General features: G+C 37.6%; 17 protein-coding genes and 1 tRNA gene. 7 read left to right on the top strand and 11 right to left on the bottom strand.

The genetic code is table 11. The annotated features are described in order from the left end of the window. Window positions 1-71 precede the first annotated feature (71 nt). The gene (amaB, locus tag E1140_RS15750; RefSeq protein WP_155185964.1) at window positions 72-1,616 is read left to right on the top strand and encodes an L-piperidine-6-carboxylate dehydrogenase; all 1,545 of its coding nucleotides are present in this window, start codon (window positions 72-74) and stop codon (window positions 1,614-1,616) included. A 113-nt stretch (window positions 1,617-1,729) separates the two neighbouring features. Continuing rightward, the gene (locus E1140_RS15745) at window positions 1,730-2,140 is read left to right on the top strand and encodes a response regulator (protein WP_155185961.1); all 411 of its coding nucleotides are present in this window, start codon (window positions 1,730-1,732) and stop codon (window positions 2,138-2,140) included. Here E1140_RS15745 and E1140_RS15740 read toward each other — a convergent pair. From E1140_RS15740 to E1140_RS15725, 4 genes are all read right to left on the bottom strand, one after another. After that, complete coding sequence (locus E1140_RS15740) at window positions 2,137-3,591, bottom strand: hypothetical protein (protein ID WP_155185958.1); 1,455 nt, start codon at window positions 3,589-3,591, stop codon at window positions 2,137-2,139. The genes E1140_RS15745 and E1140_RS15740 overlap by 4 nt on opposite strands. A gap of 318 nt (window positions 3,592-3,909) precedes the next feature. After that, window positions 3,910-4,161, bottom strand: a complete 252-nt coding sequence (locus tag E1140_RS15735; RefSeq protein ID WP_155185955.1) for a GIY-YIG nuclease family protein — start codon at window positions 4,159-4,161, stop codon at window positions 3,910-3,912. 30 nt (window positions 4,162-4,191) lie between these two features. Then, window positions 4,192-4,265: transfer RNA gene (locus E1140_RS15730), tRNA-Ala, on the bottom strand. Between the two features lie 33 nt (window positions 4,266-4,298). Beyond that, window positions 4,299-4,766: a C40 family peptidase gene (locus E1140_RS15725; RefSeq protein ID WP_155185952.1), complete on the bottom strand. Its 468-nt coding sequence runs from the start codon at window positions 4,764-4,766 to the stop codon at window positions 4,299-4,301. Between the two features lie 99 nt (window positions 4,767-4,865). Between E1140_RS15725 and E1140_RS15720 the strand changes: the two genes are divergently transcribed. Together E1140_RS15720 and E1140_RS15715 are read left to right on the top strand one after the other, a co-directional pair. Continuing rightward, window positions 4,866-7,805 (top strand): FAD-binding and (Fe-S)-binding domain-containing protein, encoded by a 2,940-nt coding sequence (locus E1140_RS15720; protein ID WP_155185949.1) that lies wholly within the window; start codon window positions 4,866-4,868, stop codon window positions 7,803-7,805. Continuing rightward, window positions 7,802-8,296 (top strand): SixA phosphatase family protein, encoded by a 495-nt coding sequence (locus E1140_RS15715; protein WP_155185946.1) that lies wholly within the window; start codon window positions 7,802-7,804, stop codon window positions 8,294-8,296. The genes E1140_RS15720 and E1140_RS15715 overlap by 4 nt, the downstream gene beginning before the upstream one ends. A 3-nt stretch (window positions 8,297-8,299) precedes the next feature. Here E1140_RS15715 and E1140_RS15710 read toward each other — a convergent pair whose 3' ends face one another. From E1140_RS15710 to lon, 7 genes are all read right to left on the bottom strand, one after another. Next, a complete protein-coding gene (locus E1140_RS15710) occupies window positions 8,300-8,719 on the bottom strand; it encodes a hypothetical protein (protein ID WP_155185943.1) in 420 nt (139 codons plus the stop codon). 133 nt (window positions 8,720-8,852) lie between these two features. Next, window positions 8,853-9,626, bottom strand: a complete 774-nt coding sequence (locus E1140_RS15705) for a response regulator transcription factor (RefSeq protein ID WP_155185939.1) — start codon at window positions 9,624-9,626, stop codon at window positions 8,853-8,855. An 83-nt stretch (window positions 9,627-9,709) separates the two neighbouring features. Beyond that, window positions 9,710-12,253 (bottom strand): T9SS type A sorting domain-containing protein, encoded by a 2,544-nt coding sequence (locus E1140_RS15700; RefSeq protein WP_155185936.1) that lies wholly within the window; start codon window positions 12,251-12,253, stop codon window positions 9,710-9,712. A 154-nt stretch (window positions 12,254-12,407) separates the two neighbouring features. Continuing rightward, entirely contained in the window at window positions 12,408-13,469 is a 1,062-nt protein-coding gene (locus E1140_RS15695) for a DUF4421 family protein (RefSeq protein ID WP_155185933.1), read from the bottom strand. A gap of 2 nt (window positions 13,470-13,471) precedes the next feature. After that, the gene (hslU, locus tag E1140_RS15690; RefSeq protein ID WP_155185930.1) at window positions 13,472-14,866 is read right to left on the bottom strand and encodes an ATP-dependent protease ATPase subunit HslU; all 1,395 of its coding nucleotides are present in this window, start codon (window positions 14,864-14,866) and stop codon (window positions 13,472-13,474) included. Continuing rightward, a complete protein-coding gene (gene porQ, locus E1140_RS15685; RefSeq protein ID WP_155185927.1) occupies window positions 14,863-15,885 on the bottom strand; it encodes a type IX secretion system protein PorQ in 1,023 nt (340 codons plus the stop codon). The genes hslU and porQ overlap by 4 nt, the downstream gene beginning before the upstream one ends. Window positions 15,886-15,894: 9 nt before the next feature. Next, window positions 15,895-18,360 carry an endopeptidase La gene (gene lon / locus E1140_RS15680; RefSeq protein WP_155185924.1) on the bottom strand — a complete coding sequence of 822 codons (2,466 nt, stop codon included), beginning with the start codon at window positions 18,358-18,360 and terminating at the stop codon, window positions 15,895-15,897. A 181-nt stretch (window positions 18,361-18,541) separates the two neighbouring features. Here lon and E1140_RS15675 point away from each other — a divergent pair, with 181 nt between their 5' ends. From E1140_RS15675 to E1140_RS15665, 3 genes are all read left to right on the top strand, one after another. Continuing rightward, window positions 18,542-20,533, top strand: a complete 1,992-nt coding sequence (locus E1140_RS15675) for an OmpA family protein (protein ID WP_343034258.1) — start codon at window positions 18,542-18,544, stop codon at window positions 20,531-20,533. A 17-nt stretch (window positions 20,534-20,550) separates the two neighbouring features. Continuing rightward, window positions 20,551-21,402, top strand: coding sequence for a class I SAM-dependent methyltransferase (locus tag E1140_RS15670; protein ID WP_155185918.1), 852 nt, complete (start codon window positions 20,551-20,553; stop codon window positions 21,400-21,402). Window positions 21,403-21,500: 98 nt separating this feature from the next. Then, window positions 21,501-21,895: RNA polymerase sigma factor (locus tag E1140_RS15665; RefSeq protein ID WP_155185990.1), on the top strand; the 395-nt coding region annotated here is incomplete at its 3' end.

Below are 21,895 nucleotides of genomic sequence, written 5' to 3'. Positions count from 1 at the left end.
TTTTTATTGCAGTTTGTTACATCCTTTAAGAGAACATTCAATAGTTTTGCAGCCTATTAAATAATATAAAAATGAGCAACAATTTCGGCATTCAAGAAGCTTTAAAGCAATTAGGTATAAAAGAGATAAATTCCGGCACTTCAACCGGTAGCAAATGGCTTTCCAATGATGGAGAAGTAATATCATCATACTCACCTGTAGATGGTCAACTAATTGGAAAAATCCATGCTACTACAGCAAGTCAATATGAGCAGATTGTACAATCTTCTGCAGACGCATTTAAAACCTGGAGACTAATGCCTGCGCCAAAGCGTGGAGAAATTGTTCGTCAAATTGGTGAAGAACTAAGAAAATATAAAGAGTCGCTAGGTAAACTTGTTTCTTACGAAATGGGCAAGTCGTACCAGGAAGGACTTGGTGAAGTTCAGGAAATGATTGACATCTGTGACTTTGCAGTTGGTTTATCAAGACAGCTGCATGGTTTAACAATGCACTCAGAAAGACCTAATCACAGAATGTATGAGCAATACCATCCGTTAGGCATTGTTGGAATAATCTCAGCATTTAATTTCCCTGTGGCTGTATGGTCATGGAACGCAATGCTTGCATGGGTATGTGGAGATGTTTGTATATGGAAGGCTTCAGAAAAAACACCACTTTGTAGTATCGCATGTCAGAACATTATCAATAATGTATTCAGCAAAAACAATGTGCCAGAAGGCGTTTCTTGTATTGTAAATGGTGACTATAAAATTGGCGAGCTAATGACCTCTGACAAGAGAGTACCATTGGTATCAGCAACAGGTTCAATAAGAATGGGTAAAAAGGTTGGAGCCGCTGTAGGAGCAAGACTTGGCCGCGCATTATTAGAGCTTGGAGGCAACAATGCTATCATCATATCTGAAAATGCTGATCTTAATGTGGCTATAACAGGAGCATTATTTGGTGCAGTTGGTACTTGCGGTCAAAGGTGTACATCTACAAGAAGATTGATCATTCATGAAAGTAAGTATGAAGAGGTTAAGAACAAGTTAGCTTCAGCATACAAGCAGCTTAGAATTGGCAATCCTTTGGATGAAAACAACCATGTGGGTCCTTTAATTGATAAAGATGCCGTTGCCATGTATCTAAATGCCATAGAAGAAATTGGTAAGCAAGGTGGTAAAGTACTTGTTGAAGGTGGCGTATTAACCGGAGAAGAATACGAATCTGGTTGTTATGTTAAGCCTGTAATTGCAGAAGCATCTAATGATTTGCAAATAGTACAGGAAGAGACCTTTGCTCCTATCCTTTACATAATGAAATACAAAGAGCTTGATGAAGCAGTAGCTATCCAAAATGGTGTTGTTCAAGGACTATCATCGGCTATCATGACTACCAACATGCGTGAGGCTGAAAACTTCCTTTCTCATGCTGGTTCTGACTGTGGTATTGCCAATGTTAACATCGGTACTTCAGGAGCTGAGATTGGTGGCGCATTTGGTGGAGAAAAAGAAACTGGTGGTGGTAGAGAATCTGGCTCTGATGCATGGAAAGTATATATGCGCAGACAAACAAATACCATTAACTACGGAAAAGACCTTCCGTTAGCTCAAGGAATAAAATTTGATTTATAAGCATTGCAAGAAAGGATAATATTATCGGCATTTTTCATCTAAAGTGTCGATAATATTATTTTGTAATACCTATTTTAAAAACTATATTTAGCTTTCCCAAAATAAAGTAATAGATGGCAGCTAAAAAATATCACTCTGTAATGCTAATTGATGATAATGAGATTGATAATCTTATTAATCAAAAGATGATCGAAGCCGCAGATATTGCAGAACACATTTATACGCACACCGGAGCTAAAAGTGCCATTGAATTTTTAAAGAACGTTAGCAAGCTTCCGGATATCTCTAAGGAAGTACTTCCAGATGTTATATTTCTTGATATTGATATGCCTTTAATGGATGGATTTCAGTTTCTTGATGAATTTGAAAAACTGTCTGAGCAAACAAGAAATAAATGTAGAGTGGTGATGCTTACATCCTCAATTAACCCGCAGGATGTGAACAAATCTAAAAAGTATAGCTACGTTAAGGAATATATCAACAAGCCTCTATCTCAGGATAGCCTCGAAAAGTTAGAAGTTTAAACTACTATTCTTTCGCTTATTCTCTGAACAAAATCACCTTTAAACTTGATAAGTGAAGAAGGTGAAAAATGAGGTACATTAACCTCTACCAGTTTATCTACCAGCTTATTTAATTTATCTACCTTATTTCTTTTAACATCGCTAATGGCTGTTTTCAGAATTTTTGTGTAAATAATAATATGTTCACATTTATCCTTTCCTAACAAACGAATCTGTCTTTGAATACTATTTATCAATTGATTAAATAGCTCAAAATCATTTTGCATACAATACTGAACTGCCAATACAATTTTTATTTCCAGCTGAATATAAGGGAATTTCTTCATGCTCACCTCATTAAGCAAGCCATTTATCCATTTACTAGCCTCATCATACTTGCCAACATAATAGGCCGATATAGCACGATACATTGTATAAGTTAGGTACGTTGGAATATCTAGCTTATCCAGTTCAAAATCCTGAAAGGCACCTTCATTTTCCTCATACATAGATTGCTCAGTACCCATACGCAGATGTCTGTTCATCTTTGTAATTAAAAACTGAGCTGGGTAAGTATAAAGTGTATAATTAGTCAATAAGTTATCCGCTGCATCATTTACCTCTTCAAAATAACGTTCAGCCTTTCTGTACACTTTATAGTGATTGTAATATTCTAGTTTCAGGAATTCAAAAACCAAATTCAAATGATAGTAAATTGAATCAAGCTGATACTGAGCAAAAATCTTTTCTACATTATCTAGTATATCTTCAATCGGCTCCTGACCATCGTCCATAGATTCTTCCTGGTCTACAAACAGCCTATGGAAAATAATCATGCAGCTCTCGTACACATAAAGCCTGTGTGACTCATAAAGAGCCGCTACATTGCTCATTTCTTTTAGGAGCAAGCCAAGTCCCATTTTATCAATTTCATCTCCGGAAAGAGCAAATTGGCCATACTTTTTAAAATACTCAGCCAACAAATCCTCAGCTTTATCTACTGCCAGCATATAGGCAACATGGCGGTTGTATAACTGAGAGTAATTAAAATAATCAGGTGAGTTTAAATGTAATTTTTTTAGTGATTTATAGACAACTGTCAGTTCATTGGATAGATCATAATCCAACAATTCTTTTTCTAACTTTTTAAGCGTTGCAACGGCAATCGCCTTTTTCTTGGTAAATATTATTTCATTGATGTTTGCTACTTTCTTCAGGATGTCCGTCCTAGGACTTTCCATCTGCTGAAGCAAGTGCTCCTCTATTTTTTGATTAAGCCTTGAGCGAAGAGTATAATAGGCATTAGTGTTAACGTCAAGCTCTACCATGATTTTGTTATCTGATAGGCTGCGCTCACGCATTGACTGAAGTAAATAAGCTGATTTTTCTGCGTTGCTTTCAATCAATGAGGTGTAAATGGCCTCATAATCCTTAGAAGAAAGCTGCTTTATAATATTCTTTAATTTGGCCATTTAAGACAGAACCCGCTAGGGTTAAAAATTAGTTGGTTTTAAAAAGTGTATTTTAAAATCATCAATGAAATCAAATACCAATGCGAAAAGATAGTAAATATCTTACACAGAATTTTAAAGATTGCTTAATAATTTGAACATCTAGTGATATTAACCTTCATTTTTTCGTGGTTAAACATGGTTAAAATATAACTAAAATACTCCTCAAGTAACTTCTGACTACTAATGTGAAATAAAAAAAGACACCATTAAATGGTGTCTTTTTGAGGAGAAGATGGGATTCGAACCCACGACCTTCCCGAATGCTTTCGGGACGCTCTAGCTCGCCGAATCAATTAAAAATTCAATGTAGTTTCGACTTTTCTTACTTTTAATTTGCTTCTCTAAACGCAGAGCTTCCGAACGATCAATTACTTCTTGTGACCATTTCAATTCCCAATCAGAGGTACCCTTTGTATATTTTGATCTCGAATTATTATGATCAAATAATCTCTTTTCAAGATGTTGTGTCTGGCCAACATAATAGCGATTCCTTTTTGGGCTATATATGATGTATACAAAATGTGACATAATAAAAAAGCACTCCGAAGAGTGCTTTTGTGGAGAAGATGGGATTCGAACCCACGACCTCTTGACTGCCAGTCAAGCGCTCTAGCCAACTGAGCTACATCCCCAAACGGAAGGCAAATATAGATATTTCTCTATTATTAAAAAGGCCTCCGGGCAGTGATATATCGCTTATCATAGTATTCGGTATCCAAATAACTTTCAACCACCCCAAGAGATGAAGAACTATGAATAAATTTAACCCTGCCTCCTTTATTGTCTGTCACTAACCCAACGTGAGTAATCTTCCTTCTCTTCTTGCCAGTAGCAAAGAAAACCAAGTCACCAGGAGCTAGTAGCCTTCTTTTAACCTTGCTCCCTATTTTACTCTGGGCATCTGATGTTCTCGGCAATACATAGTTTGCAGACCTGAAGGAGTTACAAAGAAGTCCTGAGCAGTCAATTCCCGTTCTGGAAGTTCCTCCCCATTTATAGGGTGTTCCAGTGTAAGCTCTGGCGGTTTGAATAACGGTGTTAATTCGCTGCTCTCTAATTCTGGCCTTCTTTGCAGACCCACAAGAATAAAAAATGATGGCAATGAGAGCAAAAACAATGAACTTTAGCTTCATTGGATAATATTATAATAGTTTAAAAAATCAACTTAAACTTAACGAATTCTTTTTAAGCGAAGTAAAAACATTCTAATTTTCGACTCTTATTAATTGTATATGGAAGAAATTGGAAATGCACTGCGCAGGCTAAACGCTAAATTAGAGGGAGAACTGTTTTTAGACGAGGCTATTAAGCGCATTTACTCCACTGATGCATCTTCTTATAGAGAAATTCCATTGGCCGTAGCGCTTCCTAAATCGAAAAGTGATTTAAAGAAATTAATCCAATTCGCACAAGAACACAAGACATCTTTAATACCCCGAACTGCAGGCACATCATTGGCTGGGCAGGTTGTCGGAAATGGGATTATTGTAGATGTCTCAAAGCATTTTACTCAAGTGTTGGAAGTAAATAAAGATGAAAAATGGGTTAAGGTTCAACCCGGTGTAATTCGCGATGAGCTAAATATGCATTTACATTCTCATGATCTGTACTTTGGCCCAGAGACATCAACTGCTAATCGTGCCATGATTGGAGGCATGATAGGCAACAACTCTTGCGGTTCCAACTCTGTGATTTATGGCAGCACAAGGGAGCATCTCATTGAAGCAGTAGTACTCCTTTCTGATGGTTCTGAAATAGTTTTAAAAGCTCTCTCAAGAAGTGAATTTGAAGAAAAGTGTAGTTATGACTCACTTGAAGGAGAACTTTACAGAAATATAAAAAACATTCTTTCTGACAAAGACAACAGAAAAAGAATAGCTGACAACTATCCAAAAGCTAGTGTTACAAGACGGAATACTGGCTATGCTATAGACCTGTTGATAGATTCTGAACCATTCGTTGATGGTGCAGAACTTTTCAATTTCTGTAAACTCTTAGCGGGCTCTGAAGGCACCCTGGCTTTCATCACTCAGGCCACTTTAGCACTAGACCCGATGCCTCCAAAAATCAAGGGCTTGCTTTGCATTCACTTTGAAAGTGTTTACGATTCATTAAAAGGCAATCTCACTGCTTTAAAATATAATCCTTCAGCTTCTGAACTGATGGATCATTACATTCTAGAATGCACAAAGGGAAATATAGCTCAGCGTGAAAATCGCTTTTTTGTTCAAGGTGATCCACAAGCAGTATTGGTTGTTGAGCTCTATGGAGAGTCGGAAGAAGAACTTCATCTCAAGAAAGAATTTCTAATTACAGACTTAAAGTCTCAGAAGTTAGGTTATCATTTTCCATTCGTTGAAGGTGATGATATAAAAAAAGTTTGGGGTCTTAGAAAGGCCGGCTTGGGACTTCTCAGTAATATGCCTGGAGACGCCAAACCCGTACCAGTTATTGAAGATACTGCAGTAGATGTAGCAGACCTTCCTGATTATATTGAAGAGTTTAACGCAGTACTTAAAAAATACGATCTATTCTGTGTGCATTATGCACATGCGGGCTCTGGAGAACTGCATCTAAGACCTATAATCGACCTAAAAACAGAAGAAGGAAATCAGCTTTTTAGAACGATACTGGAAGAGATCGCCATTTTGGTAAAAAAATACAAAGGCTCATTAAGTGGTGAACATGGTGATGGTAGATTAAGAGGGGAGTTTATTCCCTTCATGATTGGCGAGGAAAATTATCAGCTACTAAAGCAAGTTAAGAAGGCATGGGATCCAAACAATATTTTTAATCCTGGCAAAATCGTAGATACTCCTTCGATGAATTCTTCTTTAAGGTTTAAGCCAGGACAGATAACACGTGAGTTTGATTCCATCTTAAACTTTGACAACACCTACGGAGTATTGCGCGCTGCAGAACAGTGCAACGGATCTGGAGACTGCCGAAAAACACAACTGTCCGGAGGCACCATGTGCCCTTCATACATGGCTACCAAAAATGAAAAGGACACTACCAGAGCTCGAGCAAATATTCTTCGGGAAGTACTAACCAACTCAGAAAAGGCCAATGCTTTTGATAGTGCTGAAATAAAAGAAGTGATGGATTTATGTCTTTCGTGTAAAGGCTGCAAGTCCGAGTGTCCTTCAAATGTTGATGTTGGGAAATTAAAGGCAGAATTTCAATATCAATATCAGAAGGCTAATGGCATTCCCTTTAGATCAAAAATTGTTGGGAATTTTGCCGGGCTTAACAAAATTGCCTCTAAAGTTCCTTGGCTTTACAAATTAGGAATGAATTCACCATTATCAGGATTAAGCAAGTCTCTGATAGGTTTTCATACTCAACGGAGCATGCCTGAACTTCACAAAACAACACTATCAAGTTGGTACAAGAAGGAATATCACAAACTTCCCAAAAGTAAGGACCTGAAAGGTTCGCTTTACCTTTTTATAGATGAGTTTACCAACTACAACGATACCGAAATAGGCATAACTGCTGTTAAACTTTTAAACGCCTTGGGTTTTGATGTGAAATATATTGAACACCCTGAAAGTGGGCGATCATTTATGTCAAAAGGAATGCTTGATAAGGCAAAAGTATTAGCAAATAGGCAAGTAACTCTTTTCAAAGATCTTGTATCTGAAGACTTTCCGTTAGTTGGAATAGAGCCATCAGCAATCTTATCTTTTAGAGATGAGTATCTTGATCTGGTTGATAGGATGGATAGAGAAAGCGCCATTAAGCTGGCCAAAAATGTTTATACTTTTGAGGAGTTTATTGCGAAGCATCTTGAATCAATAGACAAAAGCTTATTTACCAAAGAAGAACAATTGATTAAACTACATGGTCACTGCCACCAAAAATCATTATCATCATTGGTTCCCAGTAAAAAGATACTTTCACTACCTTCTGGCTATCGAGTTGAGCTAATACCCTCCGGCTGCTGTGGCATGGCGGGTTCTTTCGGTTACGAAAAAGAACATTATGAAACCTCCATGCAAATTGGAGAGTTGGTATTATTTCCAACCATAAGAAAACAGCCTGAAAATGTGATGATAGCAGCTGCAGGCACAAGTTGCAGGCACCAGATTAAAGATGGTGTTTCAAGAAAAGCACTTCACCCTGCTGAAATTCTTTACAATGCACTTTTAGAAGAATATAGATTATGAAAACGCTGTACCTGGTTCGTCATGCAAAATCAAGTTGGGATTATCCTGACCTCTCTGATTTTGATCGGCCATTATCAGCCAGAGGTGAGCGTGATGCTCCAAAAATGGGACAGCGATTGGCAGATAAATCCATCCTGCCGGGCTTGATTTTTAGTAGTCCTGCTAATAGGGCTTTTACCACTGCACAAGTTATTGCAAAAGGAATTGGGTACCCTCTTAATAAAATTAGAACTCAGCAATCAATCTATCATGCAAGTGAGGGAACACTTCTGAAGGTTGTACAAAATGCCGAGTGCGATGTAAAATCACTCATGCTATTTGGTCACAATCCAGGCTTTACAGACTTCGCTTGTTCCCTTTCCAATGAGGATATTTATAACATACCCACATGCGGTATAGTAGCAATAAAACTTGACATCAGTAGCTGGTCTGAAGTTAACTTCGGTTTAGGCCAATTAGAGTTCTTTGATTATCCTAAGAAAGATCAATAGATGCTATAACAAGGATAAAAACCACCTAAGAGCTGTTAGCTCTTCTGAAAATAGTTTTGTGTTAAAGCTTCCTGTAACCCCTTCATATTCTGAAACGGTTGTCTGTGCTATCTGTGATTTTGGAACAATAACAGCCTGTTCGGTAAAACCCAATTTCTCATATTCGAGGTTTACTTCATCAATTAGCCATTGAATGTCCTTAGCACTAATAATTTCTAATTTTGATACATCTGCGAAAAGTAAAAATCTCTTGCTATCACCTTTTATTAAAGGCACCTGCTCTCGGTATATCTTAAGTGATTCAAGTACTAGCTTATGAAAAATAGTAGTTGAAAGTACGCCTGACCAGACTTCCTTAATAAATTCTACGCCATTTATTTCCTCTTTGGTGATAACAAGCTTTTCATGTTTAAAAAGCTTCATTAATAGTTGGTTGTTGGTTTTTTAATGTTGCCTCAATGTTCCTAAACTTCCATCAAAGAAACCACTCGATGTAATATATAATGCAAAATTATTAGATAAATAATTGATAATCAGCAAGAAGAAGGTGACTTAACTACAAAAGTCCTTGTCTGACGCATTTGGCTATTAGCTCAGTAAAATTTTTACAACTGGTTTTTGCCATTATGTTTTTTCTGTGAGTATTCACAGTATGTTCACTCAGAAAGAGCCTCTGAGCTATCTCCTTGTTATCATAGCCTCTGGAAATTAGCCTTAATACATCACGTTCTCTATTGCTGTAAGTTTCTTCTAGTAGTTTTTGAGAGTGGTTTTTGTAATAAATGGTTTCGTACTCATCATTACCATTAAGTATGAGTGCTGTTGCTTTTATTGGCAACCTTTCTCCGCTACCCGTCACTGAATAATGAGCCAAGCCTATCACCGGTTTCCCATCATCATCAAAATACATTGGGGTAGTGTGCTGAGTTATATTTAAGTATTCATCATCATTGTTTCTGATACTGTAATTCCAGATATAACTTACCCTCTTCCTATCTTCAAACGGAACTTCAGTGAGCGTAAAAGTCATCAATTCACCCAATGCTTTCAACCATAATTCTGCCTCATCAGGATGAAGTCTGCTCCACCAGTAAGTCATGCCTTCTTCAGTCATCTTTTTGATGTCTAAACCTGTGGCGTAGGTGAAATTCTTACTTACAAACTCGAATGAATGTTTTGTGGTATTGGTAACGCAAAAGAACATTGCGCTTGGGGGTATGAGCTTATCAAGATCTCTTAATCTTTCAATATGAGTTTCAATTACATCGCTGCCAAGATCTTTGATTTTTTCAAATACCTCGTCATAGATATTAACGAAATTGTCATTCATAAACTTCTCAAACTTTTAGTTTCAACTCTCTCAACAAGATAGTAAGGTTATTGTTTTATAAAAAACTAGGGATGAAGACATTGTCAGATTTTAACAAATCTCAAATATTTAATTCCATCTGACCATTTAAGCATGACGGTATAAACACCTTCTTTTAAATCATGAGTTTCTAAAACCGAGTTGTGGTTGCTTAAAGTAGCGTTCTTCACAATTAAACCAGTATTGTCGAAAACAGTAACATCAACTTTTGAATTGCTAATACCCTTTATGGTTAATTGTTCTCTTACGGGATTTGGAAATAACTCAATCATTCCTTTACTCAACACATCTTGAGTCTCTGTAATTTCAACTACATCGAACGACTGTTCAACTGAACTGGCTTCAAAGAAATTAGAATTGCCATTTTGTTTGGCAATCACCATGATTTCTCCAGGTTCTTGCCAGCTTATTACTGCGCCATCTATTGAAGCTGCTCCATTTAACACTTCGAATGATATCGGAAGGCCTGAGGTTGAGGTCGCAACCATAGCAACACTCTCATCATCAAAAAATTGATCTCCTATAGGCTCAAAGGTTATTGATTGAACCGCCTTTTCTACCAAAAGAATACGCTCAACTGTGAGTGCTGATTGGTAATTAGAATTACCTGCTTGAGATGCCATAATGGTAGCCTCTCCTGCCCCTACAATTGAAAGCATATCATCCTCAATAACTACCACATTTTCATTTGAACTAGAAAAAGAGACGGAAAGCCCAGCACTTGAATTGGCCACTAGTTGAAATGGCTCATCCCCAAATACTTTACCAGCTAACTCATTAAATATTATTGATTGAACTTCTTTATTAACTACCAAAGTCTGCTGCACATCTATGGCTGACAAAAAGTTTTCATTACCACCTTGGGTAGCTGTTAATGTAGTTTCTCCAGCACCAACAATAGTTACTTTTGAACCTTCTACTGTTGCCACAGTTTCATTGGAGCTAGCATAACTCACTGGCAGACCTGATGTTGCAGTAGCGGTTAGTTCAAAGGGTGAATCACCAAATGTTCTGTTAGTTAACGCTTCGAGAGTAATGGTTTGGTTGGCCTTAGTTACTGTAAGAACCTGCTCTACATTTGTTGCAGGAGCAAAATCATCACTACCTGCTTGTGAAGCTGTAATTGTTGTTTGACCTGCTCCAACAATGGTGACCAAATTACCTTCAATAGTTGCAACAGCTTCATTGGAGCTAGCGTAACTCACTGGTAGGTCTGATGTTGCTATTGCAGTTAGTTGAAAAGGTTCATCGATTACTGTATACGAAAGCAATGGGTCAAACTCTATTTCCTGAATGGCATTAGGCTGAGTTAAATTCCACTCAAAATCACCACCATTCGGAATCCATCTTATCAAGATACGATCACCAATATTAATATTTGAAAGTGTTACTGTCTGCCAACCCCTTCCTATTTCACTTAAAGTTGAACAGTCTCCTGAATACACATACAAACCTGCTGACGCGGATGTCGAAATTTCAATATCATCATCAGATAAACTTGTATAAGAACTCCAATAAAAAGCATCAAAGGTTTCTCTCATTACATTAACTCCTCGTATTGCTATCTCTGGTTCTTCACACTTATCGCCTAAAGATGAGGGTTGCTCTGCCAATTCCCATTCAAAATTACCATCATAAGCAAACCATTTAATCAATATTTCCTGTCCTTCCAAAAGATCAATTGCCTGTATTCTACCTTGTCTGGAATTTTTCAAAGTAAGATTTTCACAATCTCCTGTGTACGCTGTTACTTGATAACCCAGTGTACTATTATCACCCTTAATAGTTAACTTACCATCAGCTTGCATAGTATATGAATACCATATAGGACGAGCAACTGAAGATATACTAACATCTGGAGCAAGATTCACCCCCTCTATTGCATGAAATGAAGTATTACAGCTTTCCCCATCTTCAAATGGCACCTCTTCTAATAACCAGTTAAAATCACCCTGTACCGTGCTCCATTGGAAGTACACCATGTCTCCAATAGAAAGATCAAGAAGTTCAACCTCTGTTACTGCTCCATAAGCGTTATAAGCAACTGTGCTCAAGTTATCACAAGTTCCATAGTAAGCAAATACTACCCCTGAAGAAGTAGTCAATTTTAACTTGGCTGTGGATTGCATAGAATAAGAAAACCAATATTGGTCTGTTGTGACTTCCGGCACATAATTTTCACCCAAAACTGCCATAGTTGGTTGAGTACATAAATCCCCCTCTTCAAATGGTACTTCTGATATTTCCCATTCAAAGTCAGTTTCGGTGTTTCGAAATTCTATATATACTTCATCCCCTACACTAAGGCTTAAAACAAATAGCACATCGCTTGAACTACCTGCGCTTGACAATAAATTTTGATTCTCACATGAATTATTGTAAGTCGAAAATGAACCATTAATATTGCTTGAGCTGATCCTCAATTTCGAATCTGATTGCATTGTATAGGTATACCAATATTCGTCCCCAGCAGATACTGGCAAATGATTTATGCCTAAAACAGCTTCAATAGCAGTTGAACAATCAGCTTGGGCAAACGATTGCAAATTAAGACCTACAAAAACCAATAGTAAAATGAATTTTCTCATAAAAGCAGGGAGGAGTGATTAATTGTATTTTATTAAGGCAAAGTATTTACAATAAAACAACAAACATACTCTTTAGTAGATAAGTGTCAAATAACTACCACTAATTAAGAAGTTGAAAACATGTAACTAAATGAAAGTCAACGGGTTATTTTTTTCAAAAAAGCTCCTTCTTCAGCACTCCAAACTCCTGAAGCCTAACGCCAAGGAAAAATTTAATATTACCAGAACGGCTGTTGACATTGAGATTATCAATTTGAGTAGAAACAATTTGTGCATTGGTGGTGATGCCAGCAAAGAATTTTTCACCATTGTAGCCAATGGCGCCACGCAGTCCAATGACCGGTCGGAATTTAATATCCTCTTCCTCAAAATCACCCTTATTGTACTTTATCCAAAGGTGACCAGGACCTAACGAAAAGGCAGCATTAACATAAAAATGGTTTTTTGTAAGTGTATAGGTGTATCCAGGCATTAAGGCCAGCGTAGTCGTCCGCATCATTCTGAACTCTTCATTTTCTGGATAAAGTGGCTTTGCACTTTCCGGAATCAAAGTTGAGTCAGCACTAAAACTAAACGTAGACACAAACATTGAAAGCAAAAATGACCCCTGACTTTTCAATTGCCTATCTGCTTGCACATATGGTGACCGTAGAGAAAATTGCTCATGATTAAATAAATAGAAGCCGCTAAGCTGAAAGTATCTTAATGCAAGATCTTCTCGAATTGGGTAAGGGTCACCCGGAATCCAATCGTCATAATGGCTGGCCGGATCTTCCATGTACATGCTACTATATCTCTGAAAAGAGATATCAGCACCCCACTTTTTAGCATAAATATTGGTTTGAAAATCAAAGGATTCCGTCTCTCCAAATATTTCCGTAGGTGTTTCATCCTCATTTTGAGGGAGTTTAAATGATAATTCCACTCCCAGATCAAAGGCATATAAACTAAAACCGAAAAAATTGTTCGAGCTGGGACTGTATACAATATCGCTAACTCGTTTGTTCTCATCCTCTATTATCAGGTTAAGAAACCTGACAGTCAAGATCGGCTTAATATAAAACTTATCAGACCAACTTTGGATATAATCCTTCCTTACAGAGTCATAACTGACTTTCTTTGTTTGTCTTAAAGAATCAAAATAAGAGGTTTGTGCATCTGATGTTTCAGAAACCAGTAACAGGATAATTATAGCACAAACACTCGTTAACTTCACCTTTATAATATGAACTCACTTAAGTCTTTATTCTTAACTAAACCCTGAAGTTTTTCTCTTACCATCTCTCTATTAACCACAATTTTGGCATTAGGTCCAATCTTATCTGGTACATCAAATAAAAACTCATTGAGCAGCTGACTCATTACAGTATGAAGTCTTCTTGCTCCAATATTTTCAACCTCTGTGTTAATGTTAAAGGCTGTTTCAGCCAGTTCTTCCAAGGCATCTTCCTGAAAGGACAGCTCAACATCTTCAGATTCAAGAAGTGCAGTATACTGCTTCGTCAATGAATTTTTCGGCTCTTTTAAAATATGGAAGAAATCATCCTTAGTAAGGTTTTCTAATTCTACTCTTATTGGGAATCTGCCTTGTAGTTCGGGAATCAAATCAGAAGGTTTTGCCACATGAAATGCTCCTGCCGCAATAAATAATATATGATCAGACTTTATAACTCCATACTTGGTATTGATGGTACTCCCTTCAACTATTGGTAAAAGATCTCGCTGCACTCCCTCGCGGCTAACATCTGCGCCACCTTTACCTCCACCACTTTTGGCTATCTTATCAATTTCATCTATAAAGATTATACCCGTATTTTCAGCTCTTTGAATCGCCAATTCCTTCACTTCATCCATGTCGATAAGCTTGGAAGATTCCTCCTCAATCAAAATTCTTCTGGCTTCTTCAATAGTGACCTTTCTCTTCTTTGATTTCTTAGGCATCATATTGCCAATCATTTCCTGAAGGTTGATCATAGATGACTCGTCCATCATACCGCCACCAATCATTCCGACACCTCCACCAGAAGGCTTCTGAACATTAATATCAATCTTGCGATCTTCTAACTCACCATTTCTAATCTTTTCTCTAAAACGCTCACGAGTACGCTCGTTAAGTTCTTGTTCCGTTTTTGGCTCTTCCTCAGTTTGATCAGCAGAAGTTGTAGTTACAGTACCATTTTGTCTCAATGGAGGAATTAATGCATCAAGTATTATATCCTCAACAATCTGTTCAGCTCGCTGCTTCACCTCTTCTTTTTTCTCTGCCTTTACCAGGTTAACTGATTGTTCAACAAGGTCTCTCACCATGCTTTCCACATCACGACCTACATAACCAACCTCAGTAAATTTTGAAGCTTCAACTTTAGTAAAAGGCGCATTTGCCAATTTGGCCAGTCTCCTGGCTATCTCAGTTTTACCAACACCGGTAGCACCAATCATTAAGATATTGTTCGGAACAATTTCTCCTTTCATGTCATTCTTAACATTCATTCTCCTCCACCTGTTCCTCAATGCAATGGCTACATTTCGCTTTGCATCTTTCTGTCCAATTATATATTTATCCAGTTCTTCAACAATTTGTCTTGGAGTTAGATAATGTTCCTTGCTAATCATAATGTTGATTTTGTTCTTTTCAAAAATAAATTTGTGTTGGCAGTAATCCCAAAACTATTGGAACCACCTGCTGCATGATACCCTCCTCTGCTATAAGCAAACTCAAATGCTTTCACTCTAAACATTAAACCGAATGAAAACCCTGCTCCACCATTTGTATCATTAAGTTTTAACTCCTGCTTGACTAAATGGTTGTAACCAAACCTGAGGTTAACGTTCTTACCAAGTAATAATTCAGCTCCAATATTCAGATGTCTTAATGCATTATCCAAACTTCCTTTATCATCTAAGCCTTCTGTATTATTTGGATCAAAATAGCTGATGTCTCCCTGCCTTGAATTATAGCCCGTGAGAGAAAACCTGAACGGCATATGCTCTGGTTTAAACGTCATCCCAACCTGGATATCAAAAGGCAGTTTAGTATCGCTGGTTTCAGTATACTCACTTAACACAAATCCCATATTCTTAAAAGTAAGACCAGCCGTAAACTGTTTTTTAGGATGCTGAAATATACCTCCCAGATCAAGTGCAATAGCATTCGAACTGAAATTTGAAATATTAGAATTCATGAATTTCAATGAACCTCCCAGTGTAAAAACTCCAACCTGATGACTTCTTCCAACAATAAGTAAAGTCTCATTATTACTAAAGCTGCCAATAGGCGCTCCGGTTAGGTCAAAGCTCTCAATATCTCCATAGTTTATATGGTTAACCCCAAAAAACCATGAGCCGTATTTACCAAAATCATGCTGATATACCGTGGAAATGATACTTACATCAGCAAAATAATCCAGGTAAGAAAATGATGCCAAACCTGATAGAGTATCCCCATTCAGCGCTGGATTTGAAAATGCAAAATTCACATCTTCATTCGCCAAAGAAACATTAACACCTCCTAACCCCACAAGTCGTGGATTAGAAGGTATATTAACAAACTCAAATGATCGCTTACCACCTATCTGTCCAAGCGCTAGCAACGGACAAACATATAGTAGTATGATTAAAGCGATTCTGGGCATTCAAGGAGATTAGTTCGCTATATTAACCTTTTCAGGAAAAGTAAATTGCATTGGCGACTTTACTTTTTCTTTTAACAAGGCAAGTTCTAATACCTGCTCAACATCAGTTACATAATGAACGGTTAAGTTCTTCGTATACTTTTCGTCAATTTCCAGAATATCGCGCTTATTTCTTTCTGACAGGATCAGCTCTTTGATTCCAGCTCTTCTTGCAGCCAAAATCTTCTCTTTTATTCCTCCAACAGGTAGCACTTTACCACGAAGTGTAATCTCACCAGTCATGGCCAGTTTTGATTTTACCTTTCTTTGAGTATAAATAGAAGCTAGAGAAGTTAACATTGTAATACCAGCCGAAGGTCCATCTTTTGGTACTGCCCCTGCAGGTACGTGAACATGCAAATCATAATTATCAAAAACCTTATAGTCTATACCATAAGTCTCAGCATTGGCCTTTAAGTATGATATGGCCGCCATGGCCGATTCTTTCATCACATCACCCAACTGACCAGATAAAGTCAATTTACCTTTACCTCTGGAAAGACTGGATTCTATAAATAGTATTTCACCTCCTACAGATGTCCACGCTAAACCAGTAACCACACCAGCAACGTTATTACCTTGGTAAAGCTCTTTATCAAAAATTTCAGCACCAAGTATATTTACGACTTCACCACCAGTTATGGTTTTTTCAAACTCTTGCTCCATAGCAACAGATTTTGCTGCATGACGAACCACTGAACCCACCTTACGCTCAAGGCCTCGAACACCAGATTCACGGGTATAGCCTTCTATTAATTTTGTGATAGCACTCTTATGAAAACTCACATCGCCTGATTTCAAGCCATGCTCCTTTTTCTGCTTAGGTATCAGGTGCTTTTTAGCGATCTCAGTTTTTTCCTCAAGCGTATATCCAGTCAATTCGATGATCTCCATCCTGTCTCGTAAAGCAGGGTGAATAGTATCGAGTGAGTTAGCTGTTGCTATAAATAATACTTTAGAAAGATCGTATTCCAACTCTAGGTAATTATCCATGAAGGAGTTGTTCTGCTCAGGATCAAGAACCTCAAGTAATGCAGATGCAGGATCACCTCTAAAGTTTGAATTAACCTTATCAATCTCATCAAGTATAAACACTGGGTTTGATGATTTGGCCTTCTTCAAATTCTGAATCACTTTTCCCGGTAATGCTCCAACATAAGTTTTTCTGTGGCCTCTTATCTCTGCCTCGTCATGAACTCCACCGAGTGACATTCTGACATACTTTCTTTTAAGCGCTTTGGCAATGGACCTACCTAAAGAAGTTTTTCCAACTCCCGGAGGACCATACAAACAAAGTATAGGTCCCTTCATATCTTGCTTTAGCTTTAAAACGGCAAGGTATTCTATGATTCTCTCTTTTACCTTTTCCATCCCAAAGTGATCTTTATCTAAGATCTTTCGCGCTCTATTTAGATCAAAATCATCCTTAGTGCATTCATCCCATGGTAAGTCAAGCAAAAGCTCAGCATAATTCATAGCCACTGGATACTCAGCAGCTTGTGGATTCATTCTAAGAATTTTATCAAGCTCCTTTTCAAAGTGCTTTTTAACCTCCTTCGGCCATTGTTTCTTCTCACCTTTCAAGCGAAGCTCTTCTACTTCCCTATCTGGTCCATCAAAGCCCAACTCATCTTGCATTACCTTAATCTGCTGACGCAAGTAATAGTCACGTTGCTGCTGATCTATATCAGTATGTACTTTCTTTTGAATATCATATTTGAGCTCCAACAACTGGATCTCCTTAAGCATGTATTCCAAAAGCAAGGTTGCTCTTTCTATGCCGTTGTTAATCTCAAGAAGCTTCTGCTTATCACTCACATCAGCATTTAGGTTAGAAGCTAAGAAGTGTGTTAGAAACCCAAGATCATGAATATTATCCAGCGCCATTTGTGCCTCCTGAGGTATCTCAGGGTTCAGCCTAAGTATTTTAGTTGCTGAATCCTTCAGACTTTGCTTTAAAGCCTTGGTTTCTTTGGTTTTCTTAGAGGGAAAAATGCTCTTAAGCGTGCTAATCCTTGCCTTAAAATAAGGATCTTCGGTTAGCATCTCATCAACCTTAAACCTTGATTTACCCTGAATGATAATGGTAGTATTACCATCTGGTTGGGCCAGCATTTTTATGATCTTAGCCACAGTACCTACTTCGTAAATGTCCTTTACTGAAGGATCTTCAGTATCTACATTTTTCTGAGCTACAACACCAATAATTCGATCGCCTTTAAACGCCTTCTTTACCAGCTTTATAGATTTCTCTCTACCCACTGTGATAGGAATAACAACACCAGGAAACAGTACTGTATTTCTTATTGGCAGTAAGCCTACTTCTTCTGGTACTTCGTCATCCTTTAATTTAGTCTCTTCGTCAGGGCTTATTATCTGTATTAAATCTTCAGCATCACCTTCCGTCAAATCAGATAAAAATATATTTTTAAACATTTAATTCTCCTTTAATCTGGTAATAGAATGTCAAAATGACACACTTATGTGTATATTTCAGTAGTTTTTTATTGGCTTATATATGTTTCAATAGCTATGCCAAATTGAATATGGACGTCAACTTGTTAAAAATACATTTTTATAACATCTTTATTCTCAGCATAAATAACACAGGTTGGTAGTGAATAGGATTTTTTATACGTGGTTTTTTTGCCTGCTTATACTAGTTTTAGTTGTAAACCCCTCTAAAGCACAGAAAAAGAAAGACAAACAGAAGTCTCTTGGTGTTATTTCCGTGAATGATACACTGGCTACATTCAGCGAATCTCATCTTTTCAATTTTCCCAACCTCAACAAGGTTCCATATTTCAGAAACGAATCCAAGTTAAAGACTATTAGAAAGCTTGATGACAATGCCGATTGGGAGAAACTCTACCCAGTACTGAAAGAGTATGTTAAGAATTTTGGTGTAATAAACTTTTACCGTGATACTTACTTACTATGGAGGCTTGCCAAATTAACTGAAGTATACGGTAATCTTTCTGAGGCCAAGTTGCTGTATAAGCTGGTATTAAAACATCATCGTGAGGATATTGATATAAGAACCATTGAGCTCTACTATGAAAAGCTTGCTGAGAATGATAAGGAGTACTACGTGCCGCTTGATTACTACTATGAACTAGTTGACTACAGAAAAGAGATTGACACGCTTCGGCCCCCAAGGAGCGTACTTTTAAATATGGGGGCAACTGTTAATTCTGATCAGTCTGATTATGCTCCGGCATTAGGAGGAAGTGACGACATGATGATTTTCACCTCCAAAAGAAATTCTCATAATCGTGGGCTTGATCCTGTGCATGATGAAGATCTTTTTTATACTACCAATGAATATGATAGCTGGGGAAAAGCCACTGAATTTAAAGGACTAAACACCAAATACAATGAGGGTTCAGCTACCATGAGCAAGGACGGAAATACTTTGTTTTTTGCCAGGTGCAATGCGCCAGACGGGCTTGGAGATTGTGATATTTATACGGCTAAAAAATTAGATGAGGAAAATTGGGGCGAGGTGAAACCGCTCGGAACTAATGTTAATAGTATTTCATGGGATAGTCACCCCAGCTTATCGCATACTGAAGACACTTTGTTCTTTGCTTCTGATCGTCTTGGAGGTTTTGGACTTTCTGACATTTACTATTCTGTAAAAGGATCAGATGACAGCTGGCAGAAAGCAAAAAACGCTGGACCCATTATCAATACAAGAAACTCTGAAGTTAGTCCTTTCTATCATCATGTTTTTGATGTGCTCTATTTTAGCTCCAATGGTCAGAATCTGAATTTCGGTGAGTTTGATATTTACAAATCTTATCATGATGGAAAGAACTGGGGTGAACCTAAAAATATAGGCCCTCTGGTTAATGGGCCAGGAAGCGAGTTTTACTTCACCATTGATGCCAAATCTGAAGATTTATACTACGCCAGATCTGTTGGGAATAATATGGCCAACCTTGACTTGTATTCCTTTCCATTGCCCATGGAAGCGCAGCCAGGAGCGAATACAACAGTGACTGGTTCTTTGATGAATGAAGAAACTGGGAAGCCCTTTAAAGGGATAGTGTCCATAATTGATTTGGATAACGGAATAGAGGTGGCTCCAAAATTTTTAAGACCTGATGGTTCGTTTCAATTCGATCTTATAAATAACAACAACTATCTGCTGATTATACAGGGTGAAGAGTTTTTCAGAATAGAAGAGTTGTTCTATTTAGATGGAGAAATGCAGCTGAACAAGACTACAGAACCGATTTCCAGCAAGTTGAAGTTTGAATCAATAGAATTTGAGGAAGGCAAGGCCGAAATGTCAACCCCAATGTATAATGACCTTGACAAGCTAGCCGACTTCTTACTCGACAATCCTGAATTTAAATTGCACATTTCTGGACATACCGACTCGGATGGAAGAGAAGATTTCAATCTAAAATTATCGCAAGAAAGAGCTGATATCATTAAAGAGTACCTCGTCTATTTTGGCAATGTCAACGAGTCAAAAATTAGCGCCAAAGGCTATGGAAGCTCTAAGCCCATAGCAACAGCAGATGAAGAGAAAAGCCTGAACAGGCGTGTTGAATTTGAAATCTACAAAGGTCAGGAAAAGCCGCAGTACGAAAAATAACATCCCCGATTTAGATCATGATAAAGAGAATTAGCAGAAAGTTATTTGCCATTGTGGATTTGTTCTTTCGAAAAGGAGATAGAAAATTTATTGCCCGTACCAACAACATCCAAAATATCCCCGGTCTGAGGCACAGACGTGGCGGAAAAGTATCATATGCTGAATGGGCACACGTAATTGGCATATTTCAGACTACTTTTTACAACATCTTAGAAAAGAAAAATGGCAATAATATTCTTGATATTGGTTGCGGAACCGGTTTACTGGCTATTGCCTCTCAGAACTTCATAAAGGATAACGGCAAATACACTGGATTAGACGTTCTCAAAAAGGATGTTGATTTTGACACTAACCATTATGATCCAAAGCACTACGAGTTTATACACTTTGACCTTGCTAACCCAACCTATGTTAAGAATCAATCTGATGAGAAAAAACCATGGCCGGTGCCTTCAGAAACTTACGATTTAGTTACAGCTCTATCCGTCTGGACACATTTGAAAGAAGATGATGCCATCTACTATTTCAAAGAAATAAAAAGAGTGCTTAAGCCTGGTGGAAAAGCTGTAATAACCTTTTTTGTTCTCGACAGAGCTTACGAATATTCATTAAAAGAGAAATCTGAAAAAAAAGGTAAATACCATAACACCCCTTCTAATAAATGGATTTTTGATGATCCAGCATATGGGTCTAAAGATTGGTTTGCTCCTAAATGGGTAAAATACCCTGAAGATGCTATTGGTGTGACAGAAAATGGCCTAAACCTTCTTTTAAGTGAATCGGGTTTAAAGCTTAAGGAGCTTCATCATGGCAACTGGAAAGAAGTACCCGGTCTTTACTTTCAGGATGTATTGATATTGGAGTCATAGCCCTTAGTACTACCCCTGCAGTCAAATCAATTATTTTTTACAAATAATTGAACCATATTCATCACCTTCCGACTAACTTATGTCATTAAGTAAATTCGATGAATAAAGATAAAGTTTTTGATGAGCTGCTGATTCTTAAATGCCATGAAGGCGACAACAGAGCCTTTGAGCTGCTTATTAAAAGATGGAATAAGAAGCTCATATACTTTGCCTGCAAGTTTACCAACGATATTGAATCGGCACAGGATGTAGTCCAGAATGCATGGATTGCTATTCATAAAGGTCTGCACAAGCTTCAGGATCCTTCGAAATTTGGCACCTGGGCGTTTAGAATTACTTACAACAAATCAATGGACGCGCTCAGAAGTGCGAATAGTAAAAGGGAAGTAGAGCTAAACGAGAAGGTTGATATTGAAGATTCAATAGAGCAGGATGATTCATGGAATACCATTAGTGACCTATTAAAAAAATTACCCGAACAGCACAAGTTAAT

The sequence above is a fragment of the Fulvivirga lutimaris genome (assembly GCF_009711525.1).
GTDB classification, from domain to species: domain Bacteria; phylum Bacteroidota; class Bacteroidia; order Cytophagales; family Cyclobacteriaceae; genus Fulvivirga; species Fulvivirga lutimaris.
The sequence above is the reverse complement of the archived record's forward strand: the minus strand, read 5'-3'. Positions and strand labels throughout refer to the sequence as shown.

Bases quoted from the DNA above. Each gene is read 5' to 3' on its own strand.
- amaB (WP_155185964.1), top strand. From the start codon at position 72: ATGAGCAACAATTTCGGCATTCAAGAAGCTTTAAAGCAATTAGGTATA.
- E1140_RS15745 (WP_155185961.1), top strand. From the start codon at position 1,730: ATGGCAGCTAAAAAATATCACTCTGTAATGCTAATTGATGATAATGAG.
- E1140_RS15740 (WP_155185958.1), bottom strand. From the start codon at position 3,591: ATGGCCAAATTAAAGAATATTATAAAGCAGCTTTCTTCTAAGGATTAT.
- E1140_RS15735 (WP_155185955.1), bottom strand. From the start codon at position 4,161: ATGTCACATTTTGTATACATCATATATAGCCCAAAAAGGAATCGCTAT.
- E1140_RS15725 (WP_155185952.1), bottom strand. From the start codon at position 4,766: ATGAAGCTAAAGTTCATTGTTTTTGCTCTCATTGCCATCATTTTTTAT.
- E1140_RS15720 (WP_155185949.1), top strand. From the start codon at position 4,866: ATGGAAGAAATTGGAAATGCACTGCGCAGGCTAAACGCTAAATTAGAG.
- E1140_RS15715 (WP_155185946.1), top strand. From the start codon at position 7,802: ATGAAAACGCTGTACCTGGTTCGTCATGCAAAATCAAGTTGGGATTAT.
- E1140_RS15710 (WP_155185943.1), bottom strand. From the start codon at position 8,719: ATGAAGCTTTTTAAACATGAAAAGCTTGTTATCACCAAAGAGGAAATA.
- E1140_RS15705 (WP_155185939.1), bottom strand. From the start codon at position 9,626: ATGAATGACAATTTCGTTAATATCTATGACGAGGTATTTGAAAAAATC.
- E1140_RS15700 (WP_155185936.1), bottom strand. From the start codon at position 12,253: ATGAGAAAATTCATTTTACTATTGGTTTTTGTAGGTCTTAATTTGCAA.
- hslU (WP_155185930.1), bottom strand. From the start codon at position 14,866: ATGATTAGCAAGGAACATTATCTAACTCCAAGACAAATTGTTGAAGAA.
- porQ (WP_155185927.1), bottom strand. From the start codon at position 15,885: ATGCCCAGAATCGCTTTAATCATACTACTATATGTTTGTCCGTTGCTA.
- lon (WP_155185924.1), bottom strand. From the start codon at position 18,360: ATGTTTAAAAATATATTTTTATCTGATTTGACGGAAGGTGATGCTGAA.
- E1140_RS15670 (WP_155185918.1), top strand. From the start codon at position 20,551: ATGATAAAGAGAATTAGCAGAAAGTTATTTGCCATTGTGGATTTGTTC.